Here is a 21,197-nt window from a genome sequence, read left to right as displayed (position 1 = left end):
ATTTACAGAAGCGCGGGGGCTACGGCCCCCGTTTTTGTCTCTTTCATCCGTTGAGATTTAAGGAGTAAATTATGGCGAGAGAATTTTCTCGTACAGACAGAGTCGGGCAGCAGGTTCATAAAGAAGTTGCCAGTATTCTGCAAAATGAATATAAACATCGCATTGGTGATATGCCACTGATCACAGTTTCAGACGTGGATGTATCAAGAGATCTCGCCCATGCGAAAATATATGTCACAATTTATGGTGCTGAAGAAGCCGATGCGAAAGCACATACAAAGCTACTTGAAGAGAACAAGGGTTTTGTACGTTCGCTGTTAGCGAAGCGATTGAGAATGCGAAGTGTGCCCCATTTGCATTTTTTCCGTGATGAGTCGTTAACTGAAGGTATTCGCATTGCAAACCTGGTATCTGAGACCATAGCAAAAGACGAAGAAAAAAATAAACCGCGGGACGAAGAGCAGGACTAAATGGGTAGAAAGCGCAAGGGCCGGGCGATTAACGGTATTCTATTACTTGATAAACCCACTGGGGGCTCTTCTAATCAAATTCTGCAAAAAGTACGTTGGCTGTTTAAGGCTGCAAAAGCGGGCCACACTGGTGCGCTTGATCCCCTTGCCAGTGGCATGCTGCCCATTTGTTTAGGCGAAGCAACTAAGTTTTCTCAATTTTTGCTGGATGCTGATAAAACCTATGAAGTCACTATGCATCTTGGTATTCGTACTACAACTTCAGATGCAGATGGCGAGGTGGTCGAGACGAAAGCAGTGGATGTTAGCGAACAAGAGGTAAGGCAAACCTGCAGCGGTTTTTTGGGGAAAAGTAAACAGATTCCGTCAATGTTTTCCGCATTAAAGCATCAGGGCAAACCGCTATATCACTATGCTCGCCAAGGTATTACCATTGAGCGTGAGGCACGGGATATCACTCTGTTTGAATTAGACATTACTCGTATTGATATGCCTTGTGTAGACATGCGTGTACGATGCAGTAAGGGCACCTATATTCGTTCATTGGTTGATGACATTGGTCAACTACTCGGTTGCGGCGCTTATGTTACACGTTTGCACAGAACGCAGGTGGCTGATTACCCTGCAGGTAATATGATCAGTTTAGATGATCTCGTGGAACTGCAAAGCTCGCTTGAAGAAGCTGAATTCACGCCCCTGGACAATTTATTACTCCCTATGGACACTGCGGTTTTATCGTTGCCGGCATTGACACTAAACACGCAGCAACAGCATCGTTTTGAACATGGTCAAAGTGTTGTGGGAGACTGTGACGCCTCCCTTACGCTGAATGCTATGTATCGGGTGTATGGCCAAGGCGAAGAAAATCCTGTTTTTCTCGGCGTTGGAGAAGGGGTGGTATCACCTAAAGACCAGCCTAACGCAAAGGGTGACGCGGTGTTTGTTTCACCAAAGCGGCGAGTGGTTTATCCGACGCAGTCAGATTGAATTTACTTGCGAATCATAACGCGATCGTTATAATACGCGCTCTCATAATTTCGCTGAATTAGTGATCGGCGAAATTTAATTCCACTAGGAGAAAAATATGTCACTAACGAAAGACGAAATAGCAAACATCGTTTCTGAATACGGCGTTAAAGAAGGTGATACAGGTTCACCTGAAGTACAAGTTGCACTGTTGACTCACAACATCAACAAATTGCAATCTCACTTCTCTGGCCACAAAAAAGACCACCACTCACGTCGTGGTTTATTGCGTATGGTTAGCCAGCGTCGTAAATTGCTTGATTACCTTAAAGGTAAGAATGCAGAACGTTACCTTGATCTTATCAAGCGTTTGGGCCTGCGTCGCTAAGACTGGGTATCAAACAAAAAAAGCGCCGAACGGCGCTTTTTTTGTGGCTGTAATTTAAACGCTATACGCCTGATGGGGAAGGTTGACTGGCTACTTTTGTTGCCAATTCACGCATGTCATCCCTCAGGGTATTGATTTGATTTGCGAGGTTGCCGCTTCTGTTTTCCAATACACTTAATTTATCAGTGAGGCTTTTCACTGTTTGTGCCTGTGCATTTTTATCCCCGGCTGCCTGTTCGATTTGCACATTAAGCGCGAGGATTTCATCGGCAATACCGCTTAACTGATTGTTCAGTGATGCCAGTTTCGTCTGCTGGGTTTTAATGTCTTCTGAGACAGTTGATACCGTTTTCTTTAATTCGGACTGAGTATTGTTAGTACTATTTAGTTTGTCGCCAAGCTCAGTAATTTCTTTTTGATTGCGACGCCATGCAGAAGCCCAGAGTTTATCCATCTGATCCCAAAGTTCATTGCTTTTATCAGTAAGTTCACTGACTTTCACTTGAAGGGCAACTGTCGACTCGCCCATTTCTTCGCCAGTAGCAGACAGCTTGCGCTCTAGTTGGGCAATGCGATTGTCTGCTTTTTCAGCCTCTGCAAGCTGTAGTTGAAGTTGCGAGTATAAATAGTAGCTGCTGGCACAACCTACGAGGGCGACGATTAAGGCTAGTACAGCCCACATAGTGCCTCCGGAGCCAGAACTTGCGGCAACCGGTTTTGAGCTGGATGCTTCTGCAGAGGGACTGGCTGCCTTGTTGTCTTTGGAAGCCGGACGCTTTTTTTGCTGATAATCGCGACGATCTTCATCATCCAACCTAATGGTGGGGAAATCGTCATTTCTTGAATCGTTGGACATACTTACTCTTTAACACTCTACTTCAGGTTGCATCCTGCCCAACGGCAGGAAAATAGTTTATGAGAATCAATACCATTACTGACAGCAAATAACAAGCAGCAAACGACTGGCTAGTGCATTCACATGTCGGCTAAGCTTGTATATAGTCTATCTGATTTACTCGTCTCCAATCCACTCCACGCGGTATAAATCACGTCGTCTGTCCAGGTAGTTTCTAACCGAGCCCTCGTTTTGAAGTTTGGTTAGTTTATCTAAATCGAGATCCACAATCAGTGTCATTTCTGTGTTGGGGGTAGTTTCTGAAACAATAGCATCATGTGGAAATGAAAAGTCTGATGGCGAGAACACAGCGGTCTGGCCGTACTGTATGTCAACGTTATCCACTTTGGGTAAATTACCTACACTGCCCGCTATAACCACATAACACTCGTTCTCAATGGCTCTGGCTTGTGCGCAACGGCGTACTCTTAAGTAGCCGTTTTTTGTGTCTGTCCAGAAAGGGACAAACAATATCTGCATTTCCTGTTCCGACTGCAGCCTGGCTAATTCCGGAAACTCAACGTCATAGCAAATTAATATTCCAATTTTTCCGAAGTCGGTATCAAACACACTAAGTGCATTGCCGCCTTTCATGATCCAGTCTTTTTTCTCATGGGGCGTAGGGTGTATTTTATACTGGCTCTCAATGGTGCCGTCCCTACGGCAAAGGTAGCTGACGTTATATAACTCCTCATCCTCAACCACCGGCATCGAACCGGCGATGATAGTGATGTTGTAACTCACTGCCAGGTGCGACATGGCAGTAAGGATTTCATCGGTATAAGTAGCTAAATGCCATATTGCGTCAATAGACTCCTGGGAAGGACTCAGTCCCATAAGTGGGGCATTGAAAAACTCGGGGAATAAAGCCACATCACAACCGTAGTCTGACAGAGCATCTACAAAATACTCCACTTGCTGCAGTAAACTCTCAACATTCTCAAAGTACCGCATTTGCCATTGAATACAGCCAATTCTTGCACTTGATTTTCTGCCGCCAAATAACCGGGGTTTTCCTGGCTCATAATAAATATTATGCCATTGTAGCAAGGTCGCATAACCTCGTGAGGCCTTGTCTTCAGGTAAATACGCTTGTAAAACCTGCTTCACTTCAAAGCCATTTGACAATTGGAACGTGAGGATCGGGTCGAAGATATCCTTTGATTTAACTGCTTCTATGTATTCGTAGGGCGTCATGGTCGCTGCATGCTTTCCGTAATTGGGAATACGCCCGCCTGCCATAATCGATTGTAAATTCAGGTTCCGGCATAGTTCTTTGCGCGCTTCATACAGTCGCCTGCCCAGACGTAAACCGCGATAGTCAGGACATACAATTACCTCCACACCATACAGAACATCTCCATTTGGATCGTGAGTAGTTAGATAGGCATCACCGGTAATTTCATCGTAAGTGTGTTTGTCGTCAAACTGGTCATAGTCCACAATAACCGATATGGCAAACGCGACGACTTTTCCTTTGTCTTCAATACATATTTGGCCGTCAGGAAACGTCGTTACTTGCGCTTTATAATTCTTATAGGGCCAGGCTCCACCAACATTCACGTATACCTTATCCATTAACTCCTTTACATCTGTGTAGTCTTCCAGTGTTAAATTTCTAAGTTCTAAATGGTGTTCTGTTTCTTCGTTTGCGTGAATATCGTGACTCATTTTTGTATTACCTGATAATCATTTTACTTCTGGCATATATACACAATGACAGAAAGTTTGGATCCTTTCTATAAGTGCATTAAAAGGTTTGATAAAAGGATAAAAAAAGATTGTCAGAACCGGTTTTCAGGCGTATAAGTTCGCCACTTTTTCACCTGTTTACGTTTCGTAATGCACGCTACCAATTTAGATTTGCCCGCTGCACATGTGTCGGCTTTCGAAAAGATTGCCAATGATATTTATACACTCGGTTATTGTGTACTTACCGATGGGTTACCCGCTGAGTTAGCTGAGAGTTTATACCTCCATAACCAGCAGATGTCTGATGCTATTTTCGAGAAAGCCGGAATTGGAAGGAGCGATGAATATCATACCGATCACTCTATTCGTCGGGACGAAATTTGTTGGATTGATGGTTACACGCCAACAGGTCAAATGTGGCTATCTTGGTGTGCGGAGCTTCAACAATACCTAAACAGACGGTTGCTGCTTGGGTTGCACTCTTTTGAAAGTCATTTTGCTCATTATAAACCAGGTATGTTTTACAAGCGTCATTATGATGCTTTCAAAGGAAGTACTAACCGGGTTTTGTCTCTGGTTACTTACTTAAATAAACATTGGCAGGAAAGTGATGGTGGTCAACTGGTTATTTATAAAAATGATACTGATAAAGCCGGTATTCGGGTGCAGCCAGCCTTTGGTACTATCGCGGTGTTTTTAAGTGAAGACTTTCCCCATGAGGTGTTGCCTGCTGCCCGGGATCGCTATTCCATCGCCGGGTGGTTTAGGGTGAACGGTTCCCATGGCGGAGCTATTGACCCTCCTCGGTAGTGAGTAAAGCTAACGCCTTTTTAAAATTGAATACGGCTGTAGCTTTAATGATTTCTTCGGCAACCTGGGGGCCAAAACGGGACGTCAGGGTGGGACGCAAAGATTGGATATGCTGCCTGCTCATGTATTTGTGTTCTGTCAGATTGGCTTTAAACGTTTCATAAGATGTAGTCGTCTGCTGCGATGCTACGTCCTGGGAAAGTTGGTCAAGAGCTTGATGTATCCTTGTGTAGGCTTCACCAAATAAGTCTAGTAACTTGTCTCTGTTGTTCCATTCATGTGTGTTGTGCAAATGTTCCGCATTTGTAACCTCAGCATGCAGTTGTGAAGCGCCTATAGACACAGAGATACCCTTTAGATTATGCAGCATTCTTTTAAGTGTTTCGTTGTCATCCTCATCTGCCAGGTGTTCTTTGAAATTAGCAAAATGCAATGTGAAGTTGGTTAATAAATCGACGTACGATTGCACATTGAAACCCAGGCGTTCACAGGCAGAGGTGACATCAAAGTTTGGCAGTAGAGCCGTTATTTGGGTCAACCTGCGTCTATCATCGCTACTGGCTTCAACCACTTTTCGTGGTTTTGAATCCAGTCCTATTTTTTTATCAGGCATTACTTTGATGAGTAAGTCATATAATTCATCCCGAACAATGGGCTTACCAATCTGTCCATCCATTCCTGTATCTACAACTCGTTGTTGATTCGTTGCCATCACCGCTGCAGACATGGCGTAAATGGGGGTTGATTTACCAGTTGGTAACGATCTTATTTGTTCACATGCTGTAAAGCCATCCATAACTGGCATTTGTATATCCATAAGGACCAGATCCAGATTGTGACGCTGAAACTCTTTAATGGCTTCCTCGCCATTGTTGGCAATGTATACCGTTATGCCCAGTTGTTCTAATAGTTCTGTCGCCACGAACTGGTTGGTGGGATGATCCTCGACTACCAGTACGGACGCATCTTTAAACTGTAAATGTGCCGAGGAAGTGAGTGGGCGCAGCGAGAGAAGCGTATTTTCGACCAATGTCAGTAGGCCAGACTCGATGTCGGACGCTAAAAACGGGCGCAATAACCAAGATGAGGCCACATTGAGCATAATATCACTAACTCTGTCGTAGTATTCTTTTTCGCCACTAATAAAAATGATGCCTTTAGACAACGTTTTCTTTCTCATCTTAATAAGTTTTGCCAACACATCTTGTTTTTCTTGCCGAGTAAAACTCGACAAGTCTACAAAAATGATATCCCGCTTTTTATCATTGTCGCTGTTGAGGAAATCTGATAACTCAATGCGATGTGACAAAGCTTCTACGCTGTCTAAATATCGCTCAAGCTTTTCTGCTGTATCCGTGTCGTGGGTTAAGATTTCTGCGTTGAGATTTTCAAATTGTTTTGCCATTTGATTGTGAGCATTACCATCAACAACAAGGGGGAGCTGTAGGGTAAATTGACTGCCTTCATTTACCTTGCTTTCCACCGAGATATTACCGTCCAGTAAATCTGATAACTTTTTACTGATGGCCAGGCCAAGCCCTGTACCACCAAAGCGCCGTTCGATAGAGCCGTCAGCCTGTGAGAAAGACTGAAAAAGTCGTGATAAATGTTCCTCATCAATACCAATTCCCGTATCGGCGATGGTAAATTTGACAAAGGTTGCGGATGAGACAGTGCTGTTGGTGGAAGATAACGAAACGCTTACACTGCCTGTTTCTGTAAATTTGATGGCATTGCCCAACAGATTATTGATTATTTGCCCGATGCGCTTGGCATCACCAATGACATACCGGGGAACGTCTTTTTCCACATTAGCATTTAGGATAAGGTGCTTTTGTGAAGCGGTACTCGAAAAAAGGCTCAGGCTGTTTGACAGCATTTTGAATAAATCAAAAGGTTCAGCAAGAACGCTTACTTTACCTGCTTCAAGTTTTGAATAATCCAGAATATCGTTGAGTAAATGCAGCAGCGACTGCGAGGATGTTTGAATTTTTTTCATATATTCCCGCTGCTTGCTGGACATCTCCATTTCTAACACCATGTCAGTCAGGGCGATAACTGCGTTCATTGGAGTGCGTATTTCATGGCTCATGTTCGCCAGAAATTCACTCTTTGATAGGTTGGCCAATTCTGCGGTTTCTTTCAGTGCACGCAATTTTTCCTGCATGGTTTTCAGAGCGGTAATGTCAAGTAAAGAGCCGATTAATTTACTTACTTTTCCTTCGTTATTTGTCTCAAACACAGCATCCTGAGCCATCACCCATACCCACGAACCATTTTCATGTTGCACGCGATACTGAATAGTCAGTGCATCTGACGCTTGTGGGGCATTGAGTAAATGCTTTATATGATTGCTCCATCTCTGTCTGTCATCCGGGTGGACCAAGGCCTTAATTCCATCGTCAAGGCTGTCGAGTTGCTTGTGGTTGTAGCCGGTAATTGCACTGAATTGAGCGTTGATAAAAAGATTGCGATGCCCGATTACGTCATAGATATACATTCCAGCGATGGACGCATCAATAACACGACGATTAATGCTTTCCTTTTCAACAAGCTGTGCCTCAAGCTGAGATTGTTTAGTAATGTCATCAAACATGATAACTACGTGGGATTGTGTAGCAGAGAAAACGTGAAGTCTGAGTGTTTTTTGATTAGATGACCCAGGTAAATGAATCAGGTGAGTAGTCGGTGCACGTAAATCGGTAAAAATAGAGCTTAATTCCGGCATGGCCGAAAAGTCTGAAGCGTCTTTGCTGTCCAGAAGCTCTTTGGCTCTATTATTCTCATGTGTTAATACATAACTGCTACCTGATTGCCCGTATATGTGAATACCCATAGGTAAATTAGCAATCAGGTTTTCGGTGAGTACCTGGCTGTTACTTAAAGCTGTTTCTATGGCAAGTTGTTTTGAGATGTCTTCTAGAGTCAAGTAATATAGATAATCTGCATTATTGGTTTGAGTAAGCTTCAATCTAACAGGTATTTTGGAGCCACTTCTATGTATTGCTACACAATAGTTAGTGTCATGCTCATTGTCCTGTTCGGCGTTTTCTGACTGTTTCGTTGCGCTGAAAAAAGCTTCAATGTCATTAATATTTACGATTTCTTTAATGTGTTTTGATTCCAGCGCTTCTCTTGTATAGCCAAATAAATTACAGGCTTCACCGTTAGCAACTATTATTATGCCATTTCGTTTCAATACCAGCATGCTTGTATGAGCGTGGTCAGCACTTTCACGACGAATAGCAGAAGTTTGATTCAAATGCGTGTTCTGCAATTCCTTAATTTTGATCTTACTTGCGTTTTCTAACGTTTTTTTAATTTGATCGCGATTTGGTAATTGCAGAGCAACCGGAATGGAACTATATATTTTATAAGCGGTTATACACGTGACAATGGCGGTGCCCAATTTGATGACACCGTACAGTTCATTAATACCCTGCCAGGCAGCGAAAATACTTACGGTGTGAGTGACACCACAAAGTGCGCTTAATAGGCAAAGCAGGATCAGTAAGCCACGGAATTTCAGGTTGGGGCGTTTTTTAACAAGGTAGTAAAGTGTAATTGAGATTGCGAAATAGGCCGCAGAGAAAACCAGGTCAGAGACCAGGTTAATCCAAAAGGTTTCTGACGCCAAAACCTGTGCGTGTCCATGGGGCATTAAGTCGGTTTTCAAAGCGCTATCCTGAGCTATGACATAGAGAAACACAGCGGTTAGTGATAATTCATAATAGGAAGATAATAGCGTGACAACGAGAATTGCAACAAATAAACAAAGGGATTGTTGATATGTCGATATCTAAATCACGGGTTCTCATCGTAGATGACGATATCACAACTATCAGCCTTATCGCAGATGCGTTATCTGCAGATTATGAAGTTTTGGTTGCAACTGAAGCAGATGAAGGCCTCACATTAGCGGCATTTTCAAAGCCTGATTTAATTTTACTAGATGTCATGTTACCTGGAACAAGTGGTTTTTCTTTGTGTAGGGAACTTAAGTCTAACGATCAAACATTTAATATTCCGGTTATCTTTGTGTCTGCTTTGGCTGAAGTGAAGGAACAAACCCGAGGTTTTGAACTGGGGGCAGTGGATTACATTACCAAACCCATTGAAGTCCCCATTCTCCGCGCGCGTGTGCGTACGCACACGAGACTCTATAAACAGACATTGCAGCTTGCTTCTTTGGCGGCTACCGATGCGCTTACTGGGTTGGCGAACAGGCGTAAATTCGATGAAAACTTAGCTAAGGAAATTGAGCGAGGCTTTCGGGCTCAGTCAGACATCGCCATCCTCATGGTAGACATAGATGACTTTAAAGCCTACAACGACCGTTACGGACATGGAAAAGGGGATGACTGTCTCGTGCAAGTTGCCCGTATATTGAAAGATGTTGCCAGACGAAGTTCTGACCTGGTGTGCCGGTTGGGTGGGGAAGAATTTGGTATTATTTTAGGGGAAACGGAAAGTACTGGTGCAATGACTATTGCCGAGACAATTGTGGAGCAATTCAACAAGAAAAAAATTGAACACAAAGCCGCCACCGCCGAACCTTACCTTACAGTTAGTATAGGTGTCACTGCGCTTAAACTATCTCCGGATCATTATTGTTCTGTTGAAGCTCGTCAGTTAGTAGATACAGCTGATGAGGCGTTGTATGAAGCGAAAAGTTCAGGGCGTAATAAGGTGAAGTTCCATCCGTTTATTAGTAAGGGTCATAAAAAAATCAGTGAAGGGTAGCAGAGCAACCAGATATTGTATTTCTGTGTTGCCACGGGCCGCTATACCGTTTATTGTTAAGAGCAATGCAGTACTTAATTCGCTGGATAAACGGAGAGATGGAAAGCTTCGCTCGCTGGCAACAGGAAGTAAGTACTGGGCAGTTCAAGAAATAACCCGCTGGATCTAATTTTGGAAAAGTTGTCTCCCTCAACCCCCGTAAATGAACTCAATGCTCTTATCATTGACAATCAAGCTCTCGTACATGATGTACTCAACCATGCGTTAAGTGAAATAGGCATCAATAAAGTAAGCAGTGCGTTCAACGCGTATCACGCGATTCGCTTGTGCGAAGAAAATAGCTTCGATTTTGTATTAATTGCTTTTAATGTAAGTAGCGATAAGGACGGTTTTCATCTTTTTGAAGAGCTTAAACACCTACAGCACATTACTGAGAAAACTACCGTAGTATTTCTCAGCGCAGAAACCAGTCAGGAACTGGTAAACTGTATTGTTGAGCTACAGCCAGATGATTTTTGGGTTAAGCCTTTAGATAGCAAAAGGGTAGAACAACGTTTGACGTGGCTAATAAAAATACGCCAGTCATTGCATAAGTTATTAAACTGTTTGTATGACAAAGAGTACGCTAAAGCAATTTACTACGCAGAACGACAACTCCAAAGTCGTGAGGTGGCTGAGTTTCATCCTCGTCTAAAACGCATCATTGGTGATAGCTATCTGTCGTTGAGGGAATACGAAACAGCGGAAGCGTATTTTCGTGGGTTATTAGCTGAGTTCGATCACGCGTGGGTACATATCGGCCTTGTAAAAGCGCTCATTAAGCAGGAGAAAATGGAAGCAGCCGAAACGCTAATCGAAGATTTGCTCGCAAGAGCTGACACCCGCTTTCACGTGTACGATTTGCTCGCCCGATATTACATTGAAAAATCCCAGTTCGAGAAAGCCTACGAGCAAATGAAGCAAGCTTGCAAGCTTGCACCTAGAAACATCGAAAGAAATAAACGGCTGTGGGATTTAGCTCGTCTAAATCATGACAAGCCTGGTCAGTTGATGGCAGTTCAGTCAATGGCGAAGTTTGCGAAGAACTCTATACACGATTCCCCAGAATTGAGCCTGAATGTCATTAGAGCCACAGTGGACATGGCAACAGCGAGCACAGCAGCAGAAGCGAGTTCACTGATCAGAAAAGTAGAAAGTGACATCGTACAATTAGAAAAACAAAAAAATCTGGAGAGTTCCCTGTCAGAGCAATTTTCAGTTATGCGGGCCCGAATGCTATGTCTGCGTAAAGAGAAGAAAGCTGCCGAAGCAATTATGAAGAGCCAAAAACCTGATACTGATGGGTTTTCCATGGAAGATAACCTCGATAGAATGAAAGCATATCATGAGTTGGGTATGCGAGAGCAGTGTCTGGCCTTGTTAGATAAATTACGCGGCCAGATTGAAGGCGACACCTTTGCCAGCCAGGTTGTGGATGAATATATTCAGCAGGAATCTATAGAGCGTAAAGAGATTAATTTTACCACGCTGGAACTCAAAGAAATGGCGTCGGTGAATTATAAAGAAAACCGGTTTATTCCTGCATATAACAATTTAAAACAGGCGCTAACGTTATCTCCGGGTAACAGGCAAATTGCGCTAAGTTTGCTAAAAGTTTTGGTACAGTTAACCAAAAAGGAACCGTTGAACAACGAACAGCAGGAACAGGCGGTGAAAGCAGCGTCGTCATTGCTAAAAGGGTCGTTAGCTGAAACTCAAGCAGCCAAACGCGATGAGTATATACAACAACTGCACATTCAGTCAGCACTGGACAACTTAGAATCAGAGTCTTCTTCTTTGCTCGCTTCCTGAAGGTTATACAAATGAGCAATGCGCTTAGGGTACATTGCTCAACTGTCATTATTTAGACGTTTGACGACAACCCTGTTAATACCCGCAACCACAGTGCGTGATCGCTAATGACTGTGCCCGCGTAAGATTCTGCTGTACATTTCAGTGCTTCTTTGCTGGAAGCAAGTGCACCAAGCATCGAAGTTTCAAACTCCACTGAGCGCCTGTCTCCCCTTGCATGAGCATAAGCTAGCGCCTCGCCGCATAATTGAGCGAAATCCACAAATCCCCCATCAACACTTTTGTTACCTATCCCGATGTCTTCCGGATTAATACCAACCCGGGCATGATGACGAGATCGGATAAGCCAGTGACTATCCTGCCATTCCGCTTCATCCAGAAGTAGATCCGCGTTTCTCTGCATTTTACGTTGGCAACGGGCCGTTAAGTGAGCCGGGTTTAAGCAATTGACCGGCGACAAGCCGGGGAAAAAATGCAAGGGGGCTGCTTCCCGCTGCTGTTTTACTTCAACAATATGGCAGCGGGCAAAACTGGCTTCTGTATGCGGTTTTGCAGGGCCGACTAAGAAGTAAAACCTGGAAAGGTTGTTTGACCCTGTACCCGCTTGATTTCGTTCTACAATATCAATGACATCTTCATCCATATACGGTGAAAAAGCATCATAAACCCGTGTGTAGTAATGTGTAGCTAATGGCGAATATTTTTCTGGATTGCGGCGAAACGCCAACCCATCATCGCGCATTTGAACGGCTTTAGCTAAGGCGCTTTTAGTTGTGAATTCATCGCCACCGGCAGCTCTTGCGCTCGCTTTTTGATAATACTTGTGTAGTCGGGTGCCCTCGGTGATGTTATCTACCGCATCGTAAAGTGTTGTGGGGTCGTCTATCACTCTTTCACACACGGTGATGTAACCATCGAGAAATGCATCCATGGCAAGGTCAAAATGGTCGTATTCGACGGCGGGTTTAGGGGTGTTAGTTTTGTCTCCCCGATAGCGGCCGGCTTTTACACCCTGGCAATGATCAATGGCAAGTTTTAAAGACACCATGTAGCGGCACAAATCCCACACAGCATGACCAACACAAGCGTCATCGTAATCATTCGGGCTGAAAATTACGTTGTCGCCGTGAGACCCTTCTTCTGTCATAAAACCAAAATTAGCAGTGTGACAATCACCAAGAACGCAAGTTAGGGGTACTTTAAGGAGCGCGTCTGGCAGAGAGAGCATGCCGCTGGCTATGTCGGCATAAAAAAGTTGGGCACTGCCTCTGAAAAAGAGGAAGGGGGATGTTGCCATTTTGGCATGCTTGCTGAGGAGTGGATCAGGCTCACGGCCATCAATTCTCTTAACTTGTCCTTGAATAGTGGCTAATCGCGCCAATTCCGAACTTGTCATTTGTGTCATCTTTTTTTCATTAGTATTTGTCATTATGTTTAATTTTGCCTAATTCATAACGATGAGCATTAATTGCTCTTTTAATCTATAAAATAAATTAAGGTATTCAACAATACCAATTATCTTTTTCTTTCTGCAACAACTATTCTATATACCAGTCAAGCGCAACGAGTTTTCCAAAGAGGCAAACCAAGGTTGCATTTTTATCGTAAATACCGTGTCCATGCGCATTCCGTTTCGGAGCGAACGACACAACTAAACTAACTTAATGGAGATTAACAATGGCAATAATTAATACTGCTATCAAGCCTTTTAAAGCAAATGCATTTAAAGATGGCGAATTTGTTGAGGTAAGTAGTGAAGATATCAAGGGTAAGTGGGCGGTATTTGTATTTTATCCTGCTGACTTTACTTTCGTTTGTCCAACTGAGCTTGGCGATATTGCTGACAAATACGAAGAGCTACAGTCTCGTGGAGTAGAAGTATTTTCTGTTTCAACTGATACGCACTTTACCCACGCAGCATGGCACGCGTCTTCTGACACTATCGGTAAAATCAAGTTTGCAATGATTGGCGACCCAACGGGTGAAATCACGCGTAACTTCGACTGCATGCGCGAAAACATGGGCCTTGCTGACCGCGGTACATTTGTTGTCGACCCTGACGGCATCGTACAAGCTATGGAAATTACTGCAGAAGGCATTGGCCGTGAAGCTGATGACGTAGTTCGCAAAGTTAAAGCAGCACAGTATGTTGCTTCTCACCCTGGTGAAGTATGTCCTGCTAAATGGAAAGAAGGTGAAGAAACACTAGCGCCTTCGTTAGACCTGGTAGGCAAAATCTAATAAACGTTGTTGCCAACGTTTTGTGACGGTGCAGGTAAGTAGCCTGCACCAATTCAACACTGAGGTCAGTCAGACCCTAAGCAAAAGGCAGAAATACTGTGTTAACTAAAGAAATTTTACAGGCATTGAAAGGCTACACTGCGTCAATGCAGAAAGAAGTAACATTCGTTGTGCAAACTGGAGAACACAGTAAGCGCGGCGAACTGGTTGAATTTCTGTCTGGCGTAGCAAGTGTAAGTGACAAAATTAAGTTGGAAGAACGCGATACACAAGGCGTGTTACGCAGTGCAACAAGCTTCTTGCTTGAAGCCGACGGTGAAGATACCGGTATTCGTTTCTCCGGCGTCCCTGGTGGTCACGAGTTCAACTCGTTGATTCTGGCTATATTGCACGCGTCAGGCACAGCTTTGAAGGTAGATGAAAATCTGCAGAATATTGTAAAAGAGGTGAGTGAACCACTGCATTTTGAAGTGTTCATCAGCCTGAGCTGTCACAATTGTCCTGATGTAGTTCAGGCATTGAATCAGTTTGCATTATTAAACCCGAATATTACCTCTGAGATGATTGATGGCGGCGTATACCCAACGTTAATTGCAGAAAGAGACATTCAGGGTGTGCCAAGTGTTTATTTGAATGGAGAGTTGTTCGCGAACGGTAAAGTTGATGCGTCCATCCTCATTGATAAACTACTGGAACGCAACCCATCATTGAAAGAAGCGAACAAAGGCAAGCGCATGCCTTTACAGGATGTGACTGTTATCGGCGGAGGTCCTGCTGGTGTTAGCGCTGCAATATACAGCGCGCGTAAAGGGCTGAACGTAACTATCGTAGCCGACCGTTTTGGTGGCCAGGTTAAAGATACGATGGGCATTGAAAACCTGATTTCTGTGCCTAAAACCACAGGTCCTGAATTAGTCGGAAACCTGATGGAACATATGAAAGATTATGAGATCACGTTAAAAGAACACGTGAAAGTCGAAAATATCGAAAGGGGTGATATCAAGATTGTTGCCTTGTCTTCAGGCGAAGAGATCCGCACCCGTTCAATTATTGTCGCCACAGGTGCGCGCTGGAGAGAGCTCGGCGTTCCCGGTGAAAAAGAAAATGTTGGGAATGGCGTGGCGTATTGTCCCCATTGCGATGGCCCGTTCTTCAAAGGCAAAGACGTTGCGGTAATAGGTGGCGGCAACTCAGGAATAGAAGCGGCATTAGATTTAGCTGGTATCGTCAAGTCGGTAACTGTGTTCGAATTTATGCCTACTTTAAAAGCTGATGAAGTATTGGTTAAACAAGCAGAGAAGCGTGAAAATATCACCATCTTGCGCAATGTAGCCACTAACCAGATTGTCGCAGACAATGGCAAGGTTTCAGCTATTGAGTACACTGACCGGGAGACTCAGGAAGTAACAACGTTGCCTCTGGCGGGTGTCTTCGTTCAGATTGGATTGGTACCGAACAGTCAGTTTATGCAAGGCGTCGTTGATATGACGAAACACGGCGAAATTATTGTCGATAATAAGTGCATAACGTCTGAACCAGGTATTTTTGCTGCCGGTGATGTTACCACAGTACCGTATAAGCAAATCGTTATTTCAATGGGCGAGGGAGCCAAAGCATCATTATCTGCGTTTGAGTTCTTACTGACCCATGAAGTACCTGAAGGCGAAAACGACACTGCTGCATAAGATCCCGTGTTAATTTGTTGAGATAACAATAAAAGCAGTACCAGTTTCCTGGTACTGCTTTTTTCTTATCCGATGCCTACTGCATTAAATTAAGGTAAACCAGCGCGTTAATTCTGCCACACCCAGTTTTCCTGATTTAAACCAAGTACATTAATACAGTGTTCGTAATCGAGTGTTCCCATGGCCTTTGCCACCGTTTTAAACTGGGATTTCGCTCGAATGGCTTTGACTTGTAATAGCTGAAGGCGCTTTTCAGCGTTCGTGTCAAAACAACTATCAATAATACTGTCTATCTTTTCCTGGGTTTCCCAATATTCCAATACGTAGGTAATTAATCGGGCGTAAATATCCGTCATCCCTTTGGCAGGCAATGTTTCTTCGAGGCCTATCGATACGACGGCGCTATGAAAAGAGTGAACTGTTTCGTGTTTAACTGCATAGGAAAGGGCAATGAATTCATTTTTCAGCGCAGTGAGAAGACGTCCGTGGGCTTGTCTCGGATAACACTGATGTTTAAGCCCGTCGATATCTGACAAGAGCATATCCACATTGACTAAATGCCGTTGTGTTGTCGATGTCATGGTACTGGTGAAGTTAAAAACGAAGTTAATTGATAATCATACCACACTCTTTGTTCCCAATATCACTATCTCCGGCTGTAACAAAAACGAAATTTGACTTTTAACACTGGATCATTTAAAAACCGACCAGTTGGTTTGTATGTGGAGAGACAATGTCTGATTTAAAATCGGAAACCTCACGAGAACGAATTTTAAAGGCGGCCACAACCATTGCTGTGGACGATGGTCCCAAACAATTAACGTTAGATAACGTGGCGAAAAAGTGTGGCTTGAGCAAAGGTGGGTTAATTCATCATTTTCCTAATAAAGAAGCGCTACTGACTGGTATGCTTGAAAGCATGATGAATGCGATCCACAGTGATATGGAGCAAGTACAGGAGCAGCATAACGATAGCTTAACTATCACTTCTATGATGAGAAGCCGTAAATTAAGTCACGATAAGTTGCTTCTGCAGGAGGCGAAAGTGCTACTGGTTGCAGCTATTGAAAATCCAGATTTACTTTCACCGATGTGCGACATGGTGAACGGTAAAAAAGATGACATTCTGTCTGAACCACACGCTGATAAAAGTCTTCTGTTATGGCTTGCAGCAGATGGTCTCAGTTTTCAGGAATTGCTTGGTGTTAGCCCTTTTGATGAAAAAGAGCGTACTAGTTTAAGAAATAAATTAATTGATATGGCGGTTGCATTAGAGGATGACCAGGGTGAATAAAGTATTATTAAAAACACGTGCACTTGTGTTGGTGATTTTTACCTGTATAGGACTAATTGGTTGTTCGCAGCCCGAAGGTAGTGAAAAGCAGCAATCTGCACCCATGGTTCAGGTATTTACTGTAAGTGATAATGACCAGACAGTGGTAAGGCACTTTGTCGCTCGTGTAGATGCACTGAGCACGGTAGACATGGCGTTTCAGGTCGCCGGTCGCATCAATAAGCTTGTGGAACGCCAGGGAGTTGTAATCCCGCAAGGTGACACGCTGGCTGCGTTGGAACCCCAGGATTACAACCTGGCGTTAAAACAGGCCGAAGCAAGTTTTCGCAAAGCGAAATCTGATTATGAGCGTGGTAAACAATTGCAAAATGACAATTATATTAGTCAGAGCGATTTTGACGCATTAAAAACTGCTTATGAAAACGCGGAGCTCGCCGTGGAGAACGCTAAAATCAACATCGATTACACTGTGTTGCACGCTCCTTTCGATGCCTTGATCACTAACCGGTTAGTAGAAAAATTCTCCTATGTGCAACCCAATCAATCTGTATTAAGGGTACAAAATATCAACTTTCTACGTGTTCACGTGAACGTACCTGAGCAACTTATGCGCTATGCATCTGAAAGAAATCCTGCTTACAAAGTGTTTTTGGAAAACGAAGACGGAGAGTTGCTTACCAACAGTGACGGTAATCCCGTTGCATTGACGTATCTAGAAAACAAAACGGAAATCAATACCGCTACCCAAACCTATCAGGTGACCTTTAAGTTGCCTCGGGATGAAGGGTTGGATCTACTACCCGGAATGGTACTTACGGCAAGGGTTGTGATAGCGAACCCGACTATCGGAACAGGGCTTTGGGTGCCCATGACTGCCATTGATTCTACCGGAGGCAGCGAATTTGCTGTTTGGCGTATAGACAATGGTAAAGTGTCATATCAGCCGGTAGATGTTGGGCTGATCCGCGATGGCAAGGCGCAAATTACCCGTGGTGTCTCTCCTGGCGACAAGTTAGTTGCTGCAGGTGTAGCAGCGCTGCAAGAGGGCATGGCAGTGCGTGAATTTACCAAAGAGAGTCAGGTTTTATGAGAATAGCCACGTATTCCATTAATAATCAGTTAACCGTATGGCTTCTAATGGTCATCTGTCTGGTCGGTGGCATAATTGGTATTGTTAAGATCGGAAAGCTTGAAGACCCTGCTTTTGCGGTTAAGACCGCCATCGTTACTACTAATTATCCTGGCGCCACAGCAGAAGAAGTGGAGCAGGAGATAACAGAACCTCTGGAGTCAACTATTCAGCAGTTGGCACAACTAGGTGATATCAACTCTCGCTCGTTACCTGGTCAGTCGCAAATTACTGTGGAGATCCGCGATGACTATAGCAGTGATCAGCTTCCACAAGCATGGGACGAGTTGCGACGCAAAGTGAATGCAGCTGCAATGCAATTGCCGTCAGGCGCCTACACGCCAATCGTAAATGACGACTTCGGTGACGTTTACGGCATGTTCTATGCGGTAGTTGCTGAAGGATTTAACAATAAGCAAAAGCAAGAACTGGCAACGAGGCTGCGACGTGAAGTACTCACTGTTCCCGGCGTTACGCAAGCGCAATTGGGTGGTGTACCCGAAGAGACCATTTATGTAGAAGCAACACAGGAAAAGCTTGCAAGTCTTGGAATTTCCATGTCTTCAATCGCTAGTGTTTTTCAGACTGAAAGCGCCATTGCTGATGCCGGTAGTATGCGGGTAGGAGACAAGCGTATTCGTCTGGTTGTTCCCGCTGGTGACGACTCTGAAGCGTCTATACGCAATCTGAAGTTCGGCGTACCTGGCACGACTGAGCAACTCCACATTGGTGATATCGCGTCGGTGTATCGGGTGGAATCGGAAACCCCTGGCCAAATAGTGCACTTCAACGGCAAAGAAGCCTTCAGTCTGGCGATTGCGGGAAGAAGTGACCTTAATATTGTTGATATTGGCCATGATGTTGAAGCTCACCTCGATACGCTGCGAGAGAAGTTGCCACTAGGGGTAGATATTTTACCTGTCTATGAGCAGCACAAAGTCGTTGACGATGCTATCAACGAGTTTTTGATTAACCTTGCGGCCTCTGTGGCTATTGTCGTTGCTGTTTTGCTTTTGGTAATGGGGTGGCGCGTAGGTCTGGTTGTTGGCTCAACCCTGTTGCTTACTGTGCTGGGCACGGTGTTAATGATGTGGATTTTCGAAATACAAATGGAACGTATTTCGTTGGGCGCGTTGATCATTGCAATGGGGATGTTGGTAGACAATGCCATAGTAATTGCTGAATCTATGCTACTCAATATGCATAAAGGGCAGGATTCAGTGACTGCTGCTGAAGAGGCCTCGCAACAAACCCAGTTTCCACTTCTGGCTGCCACAGTGATCGGCATTCTGGCCTTTGCAGGTATTGGATTATCTCAGGATAGTACCGGCGACTTTATGTTTTCTTTATTTGCCGTTATCTGCATATCCTTGTTACTGAGTTGGGTGCTTGCGGTAACCGTTACGCCTTTGTTGGGACATTATTTCTTTGACCAGCGGGACGGTAACAATGAGCAGGAACAGTACGCAGGCAAAGGCTATGGCCTGTATAAAGGGCTGTTGCGAGGCGCGTTGCGCTTCCCCCGTATTACCGTGCTCATTTTGGTGGCAACCACTGCAGTTAGTCTGATGGCATTTGGTTTGGTAAAACAGTCGTTTTTTCCTCCTTCAAACACGCCAATTTTTTACGTCAACTATACCCTGCCCCAGGGCAGTGATATCCGCGCAACAGAAGAGGATATTAGCGATATTGAAAAATTAGTGCTGGAACAAGATGAAGTGACGAACGTAACCAGCTTTATAGGTATGGGAGCGAGCCGTTTTATGCTTACGTACTCTCCTGAGTTACCTAACCCTTCTTATGGCCAGCTAATTGTTCGCACGGGCACGCTGGAGCAAATCCCGGCGGTAATGACACGGTTAAATAAAGAAATTCGTCAACGTTACCCCCAGGCAGAAGTGTATACGGAAAGGCTATTCTTCGGGCCAGCGACAGGTGCTCAAATTGAAGCCCGCTTCAAAGGGCCTAATTCTGATGTATTGCGTGAGTTGGCTGCTAAAGCGGCAGGGATAATGCGTGCCGAACCGACTATAGTTGATGTACGACAAGACTGGCGTCAAAGGGAGTTCACACTTTACCCCATAGTGGACGATCAAAAAGCCAAAGTAGTGGGTTTATCTAGAACTGACATTGCTGACTCCCTGGCGTTCGCCACAGAGGGGCAAACAGTTGGTATTTACCGCGAGGATGACAGACAGATCCCAGTGGTCATTCGCCCACCAGTATCTGAACGTCAGAATATGGATTGGCTGAAAGACCGCCTTATCTGGAGTGAAATTCAACAGGACTTTATTCCCATCACACAGGTGGTGACAGAGTTTGATATCCAGGCCCATGACGGCATTATCAAACGGCGGGACCGGGTGAGAACTCTGACCGTACAGGCTGAACCTGCTGACGGGCTTACTGCTGCTGAAGCCAGGGCAAACGTATTGGAAGCCATCGATAGTATGACTTTACCTGATGGCTATATCCTTGAATGGGGTGGCGAGTACGAAAGTTCTCGTGATGCACAGGCAAGCCTGGGTCAACAACTTCCATTGAGTTTTTTAAGTATGATTTTGATCACCATCTTGCTGTTTAACGCTATGAGACAGGCTCTGTTGATTTGGTTCATTGTTCCTATGGCGATTTGTGGCGTTACGGCAGGCTTAATATTTACCGGTATGCCCTTTAGTTTCACAGCTTTACTTGGGCTGCTGAGTCTATCAGGCATGTTGATTAAAAACGCTATTGTACTGGTTGACGAAACAGACTTAAGAAGAAGGCAGGGCGGCCCACTTTTTGACGCTATAATGGGGGCAAGTTTAAGCCGTGTCAGACCAGTTATGCTGGCAGTGCTTACTACTGTACTGGGAATGATCCCTCTGTTATGGGACGCTTTTTTTGCCAGTATGGCTGTTACTATCATGTCAGGGCTGACGTTTGCAACGCTATTGACACTGGTAGCAGTCCCTGTGTTGTATTGGTTGTTCTTTAGAAGTGATGACAAAGGCACGTCTGCCACCTAACCCCGCATTTGTTTCACATATC

At 44.4% G+C, this 21,197-nt stretch carries 16 protein-coding genes; 11 read left to right on the top strand and 5 right to left on the bottom strand.

Features of this window, described 5'->3' with window-relative positions:
* The first annotated feature begins 71 nt into the window (after window positions 1–71).
* From rbfA to rpsO, 3 genes are all read left to right on the top strand, one after another.
* Window positions 72–470 carry a 30S ribosome-binding factor RbfA gene (rbfA, locus tag ACXACM_RS14580; protein WP_474822620.1) on the top strand — a complete coding sequence of 133 codons (399 nt, stop codon included), beginning with the start codon at window positions 72–74 and terminating at the stop codon, window positions 468–470.
* The gene (gene truB / locus ACXACM_RS14575) at window positions 471–1,457 is read left to right on the top strand and encodes a tRNA pseudouridine(55) synthase TruB (protein WP_474822618.1); all 987 of its coding nucleotides are present in this window, start codon (window positions 471–473) and stop codon (window positions 1,455–1,457) included.
* Window positions 1,458–1,554: 97 nt separating this feature from the next.
* Window positions 1,555–1,824, top strand: coding sequence for a 30S ribosomal protein S15 (gene rpsO, locus ACXACM_RS14570; protein ID WP_216026662.1), 270 nt, complete (start codon window positions 1,555–1,557; stop codon window positions 1,822–1,824).
* 61 nt (window positions 1,825–1,885) lie between these two features.
* On the opposite strand, the gene ACXACM_RS14565 is transcribed toward rpsO, so the two are convergent.
* Together ACXACM_RS14565 and ACXACM_RS14560 are read right to left on the bottom strand one after the other, a co-directional pair.
* Window positions 1,886–2,680, bottom strand: a complete 795-nt coding sequence (locus ACXACM_RS14565) for a hypothetical protein (RefSeq protein ID WP_474822617.1) — start codon at window positions 2,678–2,680, stop codon at window positions 1,886–1,888.
* Between the two features lie 156 nt (window positions 2,681–2,836).
* The gene (locus tag ACXACM_RS14560; RefSeq protein WP_474822615.1) at window positions 2,837–4,390 is read right to left on the bottom strand and encodes a GNAT family N-acetyltransferase; all 1,554 of its coding nucleotides are present in this window, start codon (window positions 4,388–4,390) and stop codon (window positions 2,837–2,839) included.
* 171 nt (window positions 4,391–4,561) lie between these two features.
* On the opposite strand from ACXACM_RS14560, the gene ACXACM_RS14555 reads away from it, so the two are divergent.
* Complete coding sequence (locus tag ACXACM_RS14555; protein ID WP_474822613.1) at window positions 4,562–5,221, top strand: 2OG-Fe(II) oxygenase; 660 nt, start codon at window positions 4,562–4,564, stop codon at window positions 5,219–5,221.
* Here the strand turns inward: ACXACM_RS14555 and ACXACM_RS14550 are convergent.
* Window positions 5,202–8,897: an ATP-binding protein gene (locus ACXACM_RS14550; protein ID WP_474822611.1), complete on the bottom strand. Its 3,696-nt coding sequence runs from the start codon at window positions 8,895–8,897 to the stop codon at window positions 5,202–5,204. The genes ACXACM_RS14555 and ACXACM_RS14550 overlap by 20 nt on opposite strands.
* A gap of 113 nt (window positions 8,898–9,010) precedes the next feature.
* Here ACXACM_RS14550 and ACXACM_RS14545 point away from each other — a divergent pair, with 113 nt between their 5' ends.
* Both ACXACM_RS14545 and ACXACM_RS14540 read left to right on the top strand, forming a co-directional pair.
* Window positions 9,011–9,964: a diguanylate cyclase gene (locus tag ACXACM_RS14545; protein WP_474822610.1), complete on the top strand. Its 954-nt coding sequence runs from the start codon at window positions 9,011–9,013 to the stop codon at window positions 9,962–9,964.
* 171 nt (window positions 9,965–10,135) lie between these two features.
* The gene (locus ACXACM_RS14540; RefSeq protein WP_474822609.1) at window positions 10,136–11,815 is read left to right on the top strand and encodes a response regulator; all 1,680 of its coding nucleotides are present in this window, start codon (window positions 10,136–10,138) and stop codon (window positions 11,813–11,815) included.
* A gap of 52 nt (window positions 11,816–11,867) precedes the next feature.
* On the opposite strand, the gene ACXACM_RS14535 is transcribed toward ACXACM_RS14540, so the two are convergent.
* Window positions 11,868–13,220 carry a DUF2252 family protein gene (locus ACXACM_RS14535; protein ID WP_474822608.1) on the bottom strand — a complete coding sequence of 451 codons (1,353 nt, stop codon included), beginning with the start codon at window positions 13,218–13,220 and terminating at the stop codon, window positions 11,868–11,870.
* A 278-nt stretch (window positions 13,221–13,498) separates the two neighbouring features.
* Here ACXACM_RS14535 and ahpC point away from each other — a divergent pair, with 278 nt between their 5' ends.
* Both ahpC and ahpF read left to right on the top strand, forming a co-directional pair.
* Entirely contained in the window at window positions 13,499–14,056 is a 558-nt protein-coding gene (ahpC, locus tag ACXACM_RS14530; protein ID WP_474824368.1) for an alkyl hydroperoxide reductase subunit C, read from the top strand.
* Window positions 14,057–14,154: 98 nt separating this feature from the next.
* A complete protein-coding gene (gene ahpF, locus ACXACM_RS14525) occupies window positions 14,155–15,741 on the top strand; it encodes an alkyl hydroperoxide reductase subunit F (RefSeq protein ID WP_474822607.1) in 1,587 nt (528 codons plus the stop codon).
* 107 nt (window positions 15,742–15,848) lie between these two features.
* Here the strand turns inward: ahpF and ACXACM_RS14520 are convergent, their stop codons facing one another.
* The gene (locus ACXACM_RS14520; protein WP_474822605.1) at window positions 15,849–16,322 is read right to left on the bottom strand and encodes a hypothetical protein; all 474 of its coding nucleotides are present in this window, start codon (window positions 16,320–16,322) and stop codon (window positions 15,849–15,851) included.
* A 152-nt stretch (window positions 16,323–16,474) separates the two neighbouring features.
* Here ACXACM_RS14520 and ACXACM_RS14515 point away from each other — a divergent pair, with 152 nt between their 5' ends.
* From ACXACM_RS14515 to ACXACM_RS14505, 3 genes are read left to right on the top strand one after another with little or no spacing between them, the layout of a single operon-like run.
* Entirely contained in the window at window positions 16,475–17,035 is a 561-nt protein-coding gene (locus ACXACM_RS14515) for a TetR/AcrR family transcriptional regulator (protein WP_474822604.1), read from the top strand.
* Complete coding sequence (locus ACXACM_RS14510; protein ID WP_474822603.1) at window positions 17,028–18,125, top strand: efflux RND transporter periplasmic adaptor subunit; 1,098 nt, start codon at window positions 17,028–17,030, stop codon at window positions 18,123–18,125. Before ACXACM_RS14515 ends, ACXACM_RS14510 begins: the two co-directional genes overlap by 8 nt.
* The gene (locus ACXACM_RS14505; RefSeq protein WP_474822601.1) at window positions 18,122–21,175 is read left to right on the top strand and encodes an efflux RND transporter permease subunit; all 3,054 of its coding nucleotides are present in this window, start codon (window positions 18,122–18,124) and stop codon (window positions 21,173–21,175) included. Before ACXACM_RS14510 ends, ACXACM_RS14505 begins: the two co-directional genes overlap by 4 nt.
* The last annotated feature ends 22 nt before the right edge of the window (window positions 21,176–21,197 follow it).

The sequence above is a fragment of the Alteromonas sp. AWQ4_252 genome (genome assembly GCF_056158205.1).
The sequence above is the reverse complement of the archived record's forward strand: the minus strand, read 5'-3'. Positions and strand labels throughout refer to the sequence as shown.